7 protein-coding genes are annotated in these 9,036 nt (G+C 70.6%); 5 read left to right on the top strand and 2 right to left on the bottom strand.

Annotated features, from left to right (window positions below; translation table 11 throughout):
- A partial coding sequence (locus HV824_RS33020) for a multiheme c-type cytochrome (protein WP_176425039.1) occupies positions 1-989 on the bottom strand: 989 nt, incomplete at its 3' end.
- Positions 990-1,042: 53 nt separating this feature from the next.
- Here HV824_RS33020 and HV824_RS33015 point away from each other — a divergent pair.
- Positions 1,043-2,056, top strand: coding sequence for an NAD(P)-dependent alcohol dehydrogenase (locus tag HV824_RS33015; RefSeq protein WP_176425038.1), 1,014 nt, complete (start codon positions 1,043-1,045; stop codon positions 2,054-2,056).
- 109 nt (positions 2,057-2,165) lie between these two features.
- Positions 2,166-2,390, top strand: coding sequence for a hypothetical protein (locus HV824_RS33010; protein WP_176415993.1), 225 nt, complete (start codon positions 2,166-2,168; stop codon positions 2,388-2,390).
- Positions 2,391-2,490: 100 nt separating this feature from the next.
- On the opposite strand, the gene HV824_RS33005 is transcribed toward HV824_RS33010, so the two are convergent.
- Entirely contained in the window at positions 2,491-4,353 is a 1,863-nt protein-coding gene (locus HV824_RS33005) for an RIO1 family regulatory kinase/ATPase (protein WP_176425037.1), read from the bottom strand.
- Between the two features lie 384 nt (positions 4,354-4,737).
- Here HV824_RS33005 and HV824_RS33000 point away from each other — a divergent pair, with 384 nt between their 5' ends.
- The 3 genes from HV824_RS33000 to HV824_RS32990 form a co-directional block, all read left to right on the top strand.
- Complete coding sequence (locus HV824_RS33000; RefSeq protein WP_176425036.1) at positions 4,738-5,301, top strand: EF-hand domain-containing protein; 564 nt, start codon at positions 4,738-4,740, stop codon at positions 5,299-5,301.
- A gap of 42 nt (positions 5,302-5,343) precedes the next feature.
- Positions 5,344-8,178: a response regulator gene (locus HV824_RS32995; RefSeq protein ID WP_176425035.1), complete on the top strand. Its 2,835-nt coding sequence runs from the start codon at positions 5,344-5,346 to the stop codon at positions 8,176-8,178.
- A 123-nt stretch (positions 8,179-8,301) separates the two neighbouring features.
- The coding region (locus HV824_RS32990; RefSeq protein WP_176425034.1) for an FAD-dependent oxidoreductase at positions 8,302-9,036 on the top strand (735 nt) is incomplete at its 3' end.

The raw sequence follows: 9,036 nt of genomic DNA, 5'->3' as shown, positions 1-9,036 counted from the left end.
TTCACGGGGTGGGACGGCGGGGAGGGTTGGAGGGGCGAGGCCCAGAGCACGAGCCGGGACAGGCCTGGCGGGTAGAGTCCCGAGTCTTCCTGCTCGCGGGACACGAGGTGGTAGATGACGCGCGCGTACCGGGCCCCCGCGGGGAGAGGGACGTGACGTGTCTCTCCTGGCAGCAGGCGGGTGTCCTCCACCGCGCCCAGGTGGGGCAGGGGCTCATGAGGCCACTCCCGGACCTCCAGGCGGCGGCCGAACGTGGCCACCGTGCGGGAGGATTCGAAGAGCGGGTCCCCGGAGACGTCCACGCTCACCCAGCGCATGACGTCACCCGAGGGAAACGCATGGCCCACCTCGCGTGTGGAGACACGGAGGGACGCGCCCGCCTGCTCCACCCGGAGCGCGGCCTTGAGGGACTCGGTGCGCCGCGTGCCGCCGAAGCCATGGTTGCCCCGGGGCATGTGGCAGGACGTGCAATGGCGCGTGTCGCCGCTCTGGGTCTGCCAGCGGCGCCACTCTCCCACCGTGTCCTGTTGAAGCTGCGTGGGCGACAGCCGCACTCGCTGGCCCGCGCTCGTCACCACGGGGAAGCCGAACTGGTGACAGCCCGCGCAGGGCATTCCGGGCGCTTGGCCTTCGTTGCCCGTGGGCGCATGGCAGCCGGCGCAGGTGACGCCGTGTTCCTCGGGCGGGCTGTCCTTGGGGAGCGGACCCCGCTCCAGGTTCCGAGCGAGCGGCGCGTGACATTGCACACACCAGCCGGGCCGGTCCTCCGTCAACGCGACCTGGAAGACGTCATCCGCGCGGGCCGTGGCGTGCCCGCTGAGTCGCCAGGCGTCCACCTGGACGGCGTGGCATTCCGCGCAGCGCTGGACACGCCAGTCCGGCAGGCCGTGCGGCGCGGGCCCCACGTCCATGCGCGCGGTGCCCTTGGGAAAGCGCGGCGTGGGCGCCGTGGCCAGCAGCGAACAGGTGAAGAGGACGAGCACGGACACGGTGGCTCCGCACTGTAGGCGTGATGGGAGGCGCGGGGTACAACTCCTCACCCATGAGAGCCTATGAAATCCAAGCGGGGTTTGGGTTGGACAAGCTGGTTCAGGTCGAGCGGCCGGACCCGACGCCCGGCCCCATGCAGGTGCGGGTGCGCGTGAAGGCCACGAGCCTCAACTCCCGTGACTTGATGATGGTGGAGGGGCGCTACAACCCCCGGCAGAAGCTGCCCCTCATTCCCAACTCGGACGCGGCGGGCGTGGTGGATGCGGTGGGCCCGGGGGTGACGCGGGTGAAGCCCGGCGACCGGGTGATGAGCCTCTTCGCCCAGGCCTGGCGCGCCGGGGAGCCCACGCGGGCGGCGCAGGGGAGCACGCTGGGAGGACCGCTGGACGGTGCCCTCGCGGACACGGTGCTGCTGCACGAGGACGGCGCGGTGCCCACGCCCGGCTATCTCTCCGATGAAGAGGCGGCGACGCTGCCGTGCGCGGCCGTGACGGCGTGGAGCGCGCTGGTCACCCACGGGGCGCTCAAGGCGGGAGACACCGTCTTGCTTCAGGGCACCGGTGGCGTGTCCACCTTCGCGTTGCAGATCGCCCGGCTGATGGGCGCGAGAATCATCATCACCTCCAGCAGTGACGCCAAGCTGGCGCGCGCCCGGGCGCTTGGCGCACATGACGGCATCAACTACGGGACGACGCCGGACTGGGACAAGGCGGCGCGCGCGCTGACGGGCGGCGTGGGCGTGGACCACGTGGTGGAGGTGGGTGGGGCGGGGACGTTCGAGAAGTCGCTGCGCGCGGTCCGGCCCGGCGGAACGGTGTCTGTGATTGGCGTGCTCAGCGGCGGCGCGGGGTCGGTGCCGCTGACGCCCATCCTCATGCAGAACCTGCGGGTGCAGGGCATCTTCGTGGGCCACCGCCAGAGCTTCGACGCGCTCAACCGGGCCTTCGCGTTGCACACCGTGCGCCCGGTGGTGGACCGCGTCTTCGAGTTCTCCGAGGCACGCGCGGCTTTCGAGCACCTCAAGAGCGGGGCGCACTTCGGAAAGGTGGTCATCCGGGTCGGGTGAAGCAGCGCTCGCGACCAGAGCTGCTCATACCCACCGTGTGCGCAGGTTCACTTTTGTGGACGTTCTTGTATTATTTCAATGTCGCTTCAGCGGCAGAGGGGGAGTCCACATGGTCGCTGGCAAGATCATCAAAGAGGTCGTCAAGGTCATTGGTAGCGGCGCGGCTTACGACGCCATCAAGGGAGGCGCGAAGGCGGTCGCCGACAAGGTCTGGGAGGGGCATGACCCGAACAAGCGCCCTTCACCGCAGCCCGCGCCGACCCGGCCGAAGCCTCCGGAGGCCAAGCAGCCACCGGGCAAGATGCCCAAGGCGGGGCCTCGTACCAAGCCGTAGCGCCGCACCTCGCCCGGGCACCGGATTTTACAGCCGGTGCCTGGCGGGAGGTCATCGAAGTCGGGCCCTGGAGGTCGCTCCGGGGGCCTTGAATGACGGCTCAGGAGCCCGCTTCGTGCGAGCCTGGGTCGGACGAGGAGGCCGGGCGGGCCACGTAGGAGACCTGGGGCCCGCCAGTCCGTGGTGAACGCGGCCCCCCGCGGCCCTGGGACTGGCGCGGCTGCCGAGGGCCACCCTCGTTGCCGCCGTTGCCCGGACGGGATTCCCGGACGGTGTTCTGCGCTGGGGCGCCGGGCCCGGACCGGGTCTCGACGACAGGCTCCGGCCTGCCAGTGCCGCGCCGCTCGTTCCGGTCGGCGCGAGCCCCACCGCCGCGAGGCTCCCCCGGGTTCCTCGGTGAGGCGAAGGTGTCGCCGCGAGGCTCGTTTCGTGACGGACGGCCATTGTCGGACGCACGCTGCTCAGTGGGGGGCGCGCCCGGATTGCCACCGCGCGAGTTCGAGCGGGGCGGCCGCCCATTGCGTTGTTCGTTCTGGCGCGGGCCTCCTGAGGGCGCGCTGTTCGCGAACCGCTCGTTCGGCTGGGAACCGCCCAGGCCTCGGCCGTTCGCGCGCGGTGCATTCTGGCGCGGGCCGTTCTGGAGCGTGCCGTTCGCACTCGGCTCATTCGAGCGCGTGCTGCCCTGCGAGTTACCATTCGCTCGCGGCGCATTCGAGCGCGGGCCGCCCTGGGCACCACCACTCGCACGCGGCTCATTCGAGCGCGGGCCGCCCTGTACGCCACCACTCGCACGAGGCTCATTCGAGCGCGGGCCGCCCTGTGCCCCACCACTCGCACGCGGCTCATTCGAGCCCGAGCGCCCAGGCGCAACGCCGCCCGTCCGCTGCCCGTTCTGCGGCGGCCGAGCGCCATTGCCGTTGCCTCCGCCCCTCGGCGGGGGGCGGCCTCCGCCGAAGCCCCGATTGCGCCTGCCCCGAGGCGGAGGCGCCGCCACCGCGGGCTTGCCACGCTCACCGCCACCCTGCCTGAGGACCAGCGCCTCCAGCTCCCGAAGCTCGGCCTCGGCGGCCTCTTCGGGCGTCATGTCGCGCTGGGGAGCGGCGGCTTGCTCGACCGGCGCGGACGGCGGTGGGCTGAACTCACCTCGGCGCTCGTCACCCTGGGGCCGGAACCCCTGGCTCCGAGGCCCTCCACGCCTGTTTTGACGAGTCCCCATCCGTCCGCTGCCCGACGGCACGAAGTCCGTGGTGAGCTCCCGGCGCACATAGGCATTCCAGATTTCGCTCGTGTCGCCCGCGGCGTCATACAGCCAGGGCGCGGTGTTCGCGAGGAAGTTGCGGACGCTGTCCAGGTCGCGCCGGAAATAGAACTCCGCGCGGTTGTTGCGAGCGGCCGCCACCGTCTGCGGGAAGTCGATGATGACCGGCCCCGCGTAGCTCATGAGGATGTTGTACGGGGACAGGTCGCCGTGGATGAGGTCGGCGCACAGCATGTTGATGACCTGCGCCCGAAGGTCCACGTAGAGGGCGTGCGCGTCCTCGGGGGTGGCGGGTGGGGCCTCCACCATGCGCGGGGCCGGGTGGCCCTCAGGGTCCAACACCACCTCCATGAGGAGGATGCCCTCGTAGAACAGCACCGGCGTGGGCACGCGCACACCCTGGGCGTGCAGCTTGTAGAGCGAGTCAGCCTCCGCGCTCTTCCAGGCGTCCTCGGCGGCGTTCTGGCCGAAGCGGCTGCCCTTCTCCATGGCGCGGCGCGTGCGCGAGTTGCGCACCTCGCGGCCTTCCCGGTAGCCCACGTTGTTGCGGAAGTTGCGCTCGTGGCGCTCCTTGTACAGCTTGGCCGCGACCACCTGGCCGGCATGCTGGACCAGCCATACCTCGGCCTCCTTGCCCGTCTTCAACTGGCCGATGATGGCTTCGATGATGCCATCGGCCAGGAGGGTCTCTAGCGAGTCATTCATTCCGACGCGGGGTTCCAGTGGGGGCCGGGCAGGATTGGCGGCGTAGTCGCAAGCGTGCGGGCGGCCCTGTTCGCGGCGCACGGCAGTATGTGAACATCTCGTGGGCCCTTCTTGCTACCAACACGGTGCGGCAAGCAGCCAAGAAGGCTGGCGGAAGGCTCGCTAGCAGTTTGCCTCCTGGGGTTCCAGGGTAGCCAGGGCTTTGAAGGCGCTGGGTGGGTCATCTTGGACCGTGCCCTGGGGCTGATTCCAGGCCATCCCCACCGGCCGCGTTCGGCAGGGGACGGAGGCCACCCGCCATGGCGGGTGGGTTGGGGCGCGTGCTGATGCTTGGACCCGAACGAGGGAGCGCTACGATGCGCGCCGTCCAGGGAGGGGTTCATCATGGCGACGAAGTCACGCAAGACGGCTGTTGCGAAGAAGTCATCCCGGCGTAGCGCGACGCAAAAGAAGGCCACGCCGAAGAAGGCTGCCGGCAAGTCGCGCGGCGCGAAGAAGGCCACCGCGAAGAAGACGACGGCGAAGAAGGCGGCGGCGAAGAAGGCACCCGCGAAGAAGACGACGGCGAAGAAGGCCACCGCGAAGAAGTCCCCCGCGCGGAAGGCGGCGACGCGGCGGACGTCCGCGACTCGGCGTGAGCGGCCCGCGACAGGGTCGCCCTTCGTCGAGCAGGTGGAGACGACGTCCGCGGGGTTCCAGCCCCTGGCGCCCGTCCACGCCGCGGTGGACGAGTTCACCAGCTCCGGCAACGAGGTGCTCGACATCTTCCAGCGGTATGACCGCGACCGGACCGGCACCATCGACCGTGCGGAGTTCGCGCGCTTGCTGGAGGCGCTGGGGCAGAACATCTCCGACGAGGAGCTGGAAATCGCCGTCGACATCGTCGACACGGACCGCACCGGGAAGATCTCCTGGAACGAGTTCAAGGCCTGGTGGAACAGCCGCTGACGGTTCGCCGCAACACCGTCCTGGTCCGCGAGCGCGTCTGGCATGATGCGCTCCGAGCGGACCTTCATTCTCGTGGCAGGGGCAAGGGTGGCTGACCTGGCGTCAAGCGCACATGCAGCGGTATTCGAGCACTCGCGGGATGGGGTGCTCGTGCTGGATGCTGGGCAGCGCATCGTGGAGGTCAACCGCGCCGCGGAGCGCATCTTCGGGCCGCGTGGTGGACTCGTGGGGCAGCCGGTGGGGCTGCTCCTGCCTGGCTGGCGTCCTCCCGAGCCACGCGCTCCCACCGACGCCGCCCTGCGCGAGACGGAGCTGGCCGGGCAGCGTCCAGGCGGCGCCGGCCCCGCGCACTACCTGCGGGTGGTGACGCTGCCCCTGTCCGGAGAAGGTGACGGGGGCTGGGTCCTGCAGCTCCATGACATGACGGCCCGCCTGGAGGTGGAGGCCTCGCTCCGGCAGCAGAAGGAGTTCTTCGAGGCGGTGGTCATCAACAGCCCGGTGGCCATCATCACCATCACCCGTCAGTTCCGCGTGCTGTCGTGGAACCCGGAGGCCACGCGCCTGTTCGGATACTCGCCAGCAGAGGCGCTGGGCAAGCACATCTTCGAACTGGTGGCCACCGAGCCCACCGTCCTCCCTGAGGCGGAGCAGGCGTCGCGCGAGGTCGTGCAGCGCGGGCGGCTGCGCTCCGTCACCCGGCGGGTCCGCAAGGATGGCAGCGTGGTGGACGTGGAGCTGCGGGCCCTGCCGGTGTCGGTGGGCGGACGGCAGCTCGGCTTCATCGCCATCTACCACGACATCTCCGACCTTGAACGGGCGCGCAAGGCGGCGGAGGCGGCCAACCAGGCCAAGAGCCTGTTCCTGGCCACCATGAGCCACGAAATCCGCACGCCGATGAACGCCATCATCGGCATGACGGGCCTGCTCCTGGACCGGGCGCTGACGGAGGAGCAGCGCGACTTCGTCGCCACCATCCGGCAGAGCAGCGAGGCGCTGCTGACGTTGCTCAACGACGTGCTGGACTTCTCCAAGATTGAAGCCGGTCGCTTCGAGGCGGAGCTGCGGCCCTTCGACCTGCGCCAGTGCGTGGAGTCCGTGTTGGACTTGATGGCCGTGCGCGCCAGTGAGAAGGGGCTGGACCTGGGGTGTGACCTCGCGCCGCGGCTGCCGCAGATGCTGGTGGGCGACGCGTCGCGCCTCCGGCAGGTGCTGCTCAACCTGGTGGGCAACGCGCTCAAGTTCACCGAGCACGGCGGCGCGGTGGTGAGCGTGGCGGGCTCGGCCCTGGGCGGCGCGGAGGGCGCGGCGGACTGGGAGCTGACCTTCAGCGTGCAGGACACCGGCCCCGGCATCCCCGAGGACCGGCGCACGGGGCTGTTCCAACCGTTCAACCAACTGGATGCCTCCGTGTCACGGCGCTTCGGTGGCACGGGGCTGGGGCTGGCCATCTCCAAGCGGCTGGTGGAGGCCATGGGCGGCACCCTCTGGGTGGAGAGCGAGGGCGTGCCCGGACAAGGCACCACGTTCCGCTTCACCCTGCGCGCCCAGGCGGCGCCACAGGCCTACGCGGTGCAGCCGCGCCAGGAGCAGGGGCTGCTCCAGGGCCGGCGCGTGCTCATCGTGGACGACAACGCCCTGTTCCGGAGGTTGCTGGGCCGGCAGCTCCAGTCGTGGGGCCTGGTGCCCGTGGAGTCCGCTTCGGGGCTGGAGGCGCTCGCCCAGTTGGAGGCGGGGGCTTCGTTCGACGCGGTGCTCATCGACCACCACATGCCGGGGCTGGATGGCACCACGCTGGCCGAGCGCATCCGGCAGCGCGAGGAGACGCGGGCACTTCCCCTGGTGCTGGTGTCGACGCCGGGCCGACGGGGCAATCCCCCCGAGGGCCTGTTCGCCGGCGTGTTGTCGCGCCCGCTGAAGGACTCGCAGCTCTACGACGCGCTGGTGTCGTGCTTCTCGCAGCACCTCCCCCAACTCCCGGAGACTCGGCAGACGCGGCCCTCGCGCGCGGGGCCCTTTCCAGGGGCGCGGCCGGGGGACACCGTGCCGCTCGACATCCTCCTGGTGGAGGACAACGCCACCAACCAGAAGCTGGCGCTGCTCGTGCTGGAGCGGCTCGGCTACCGCGCTGACGTGGCGCTCAACGGACGTCAGGCGCTGCAGGCGTTGTCCCAGAAGCGCTACGACGCGGTCCTCATGGATTTGCAGATGCCGGAGATGGACGGCCTGGAGGCCACGCGCCGCATCCGCCAGGAGCTGCCACCCAAGGCGCAGCCCTGGGTCATCGCCATGACGGCCAACGCCATGGACTCCGACCGGGAGCAGTGCTTCGCGGCGGGCATGGACGACTTCCTGGGCAAGCCCATCCGCGTGGAGGCGCTGACGGCGGCGCTGCTGCGCTGCCAGCCCCGGCGTTCGGACGTGGCGCCGGAGCGGCGGGTCGCGAGCGAGACGGTCGCGTTGACGCCGCTGCAGACGGTCCTGGAGGGTCTGCCGGACGCGGCGCGCATCCCGGGCCTGGAGTCCGCCGCGCTCGCCCGGCTGTGGGCGGAGCTGGGGGCGCAGGCGGCGCAGATTCTCCCCGAGCTCATCGACACCGCGCTGCACAGCATGCCGGCGCTCCTGGAGGACGCGTACTCGGCCCTGGTGCGTGGGCACGCGGACGACCTGGGCCGGGCGGCGCACACCCTCAAGTCGAACGCGGCCTGGTTTGGCGCGAGCGCGCTGGAGTCGCAGGCCCGCGACATTGAATTGCAGGCGGACACCGGCCGGCTGGAGGACATGCCCGAGCGGCTCGAGCGGTGCCAGGCGGAACTGGAAGTGACGCGGCTGCTGCTGGGCCGCCTGCGTGACAGCGTCCTGGCCCTGTCCGGCGCCTGACACGCCGCGGGTGGGGCGGCCCGGATTGCGCGGCGGAGGCGCACGTCGGCGGTGCGCGACGCCCCGTCCGAGCGTTATCTCTCCAGATTCATTCGCGAATGTCACCGAGGAGATGCAAAGCACATGGCCCGATTCGACTTCGACCTGTTCACCATTGGCGGCGGCTCTGGCGGTGTGGCGGCCAGCCGCAGGGCCGGGGCGCACGGGGCCCGGGTGGCGGTGTGTGAGGACCGCGACGTGGGCGGCACGTGTGTCCACCGCGGCTGCGTGCCCAAGAAGCTCCTGGTGTATGGCGCGCACTTCCGGGAGGAGTTCCAGGACGCGGAGGGCTACGGCTGGACGGTCCAGGAGCCGGCGTTCAACTGGAGCAAGCTGCTGGCCGCCAAGGACAAGGAGTTGGACCGGCTGCGTGGCGTGTATGGGCGGCTGCTGCGCGACTCGGGGGTGACGCTGCTGGAGGGGCGCGGGCGCGTGGTGGACCCGCACACGGTGGAGGTGGCCGGAAAGCTGTACACGGCCGAGCGAATCCTGATTGCCACGGGCTCGCGGCCCTATCTCCCGCCCGACATCACGGGCATCGAGCATGCGGTCACCTCCGATGAGGCGCTGTCCTTCCCGGAGCTGCCACGGCGGCTGGCCATCATCGGGGCCGGGTACATCGGCGTGGAGCTGGCGGGCGTCTTCCACGGGCTGGGCTCCCAGGTGACGATGTTGATTCGTGGCGCCAGCGTGCTGGGCGGGTTCGATGAAGACGTGCGCTCCTTCCTCACGGAGGAGATGCGGAAGAAGGGCATCGAGCTGATGACGGACACCTTCATCCGGGACATCGAGAAGCGCGCCGAGGGCGGGGTGAGCCTG

Source organism: Myxococcus sp. AM009, assembly GCF_013372605.1.
Classification (GTDB): Bacteria; Myxococcota; Myxococcia; order Myxococcales; family Myxococcaceae; genus Myxococcus; species Myxococcus vastator.
The sequence above is the reverse complement of the archived record's forward strand: the minus strand, read 5'-3'. Positions and strand labels throughout refer to the sequence as shown.

Bases quoted from the DNA above. Each gene is read 5' to 3' on its own strand.
- HV824_RS33015 (WP_176425038.1), top strand. From the start codon at position 1,043: ATGAGAGCCTATGAAATCCAAGCGGGGTTTGGGTTGGACAAGCTGGTT.
- HV824_RS33010 (WP_176415993.1), top strand. From the start codon at position 2,166: ATGGTCGCTGGCAAGATCATCAAAGAGGTCGTCAAGGTCATTGGTAGC.
- HV824_RS33005 (WP_176425037.1), bottom strand. From the start codon at position 4,353: ATGAATGACTCGCTAGAGACCCTCCTGGCCGATGGCATCATCGAAGCC.
- HV824_RS33000 (WP_176425036.1), top strand. From the start codon at position 4,738: ATGGCGACGAAGTCACGCAAGACGGCTGTTGCGAAGAAGTCATCCCGG.
- HV824_RS32995 (WP_176425035.1), top strand. From the start codon at position 5,344: ATGATGCGCTCCGAGCGGACCTTCATTCTCGTGGCAGGGGCAAGGGTG.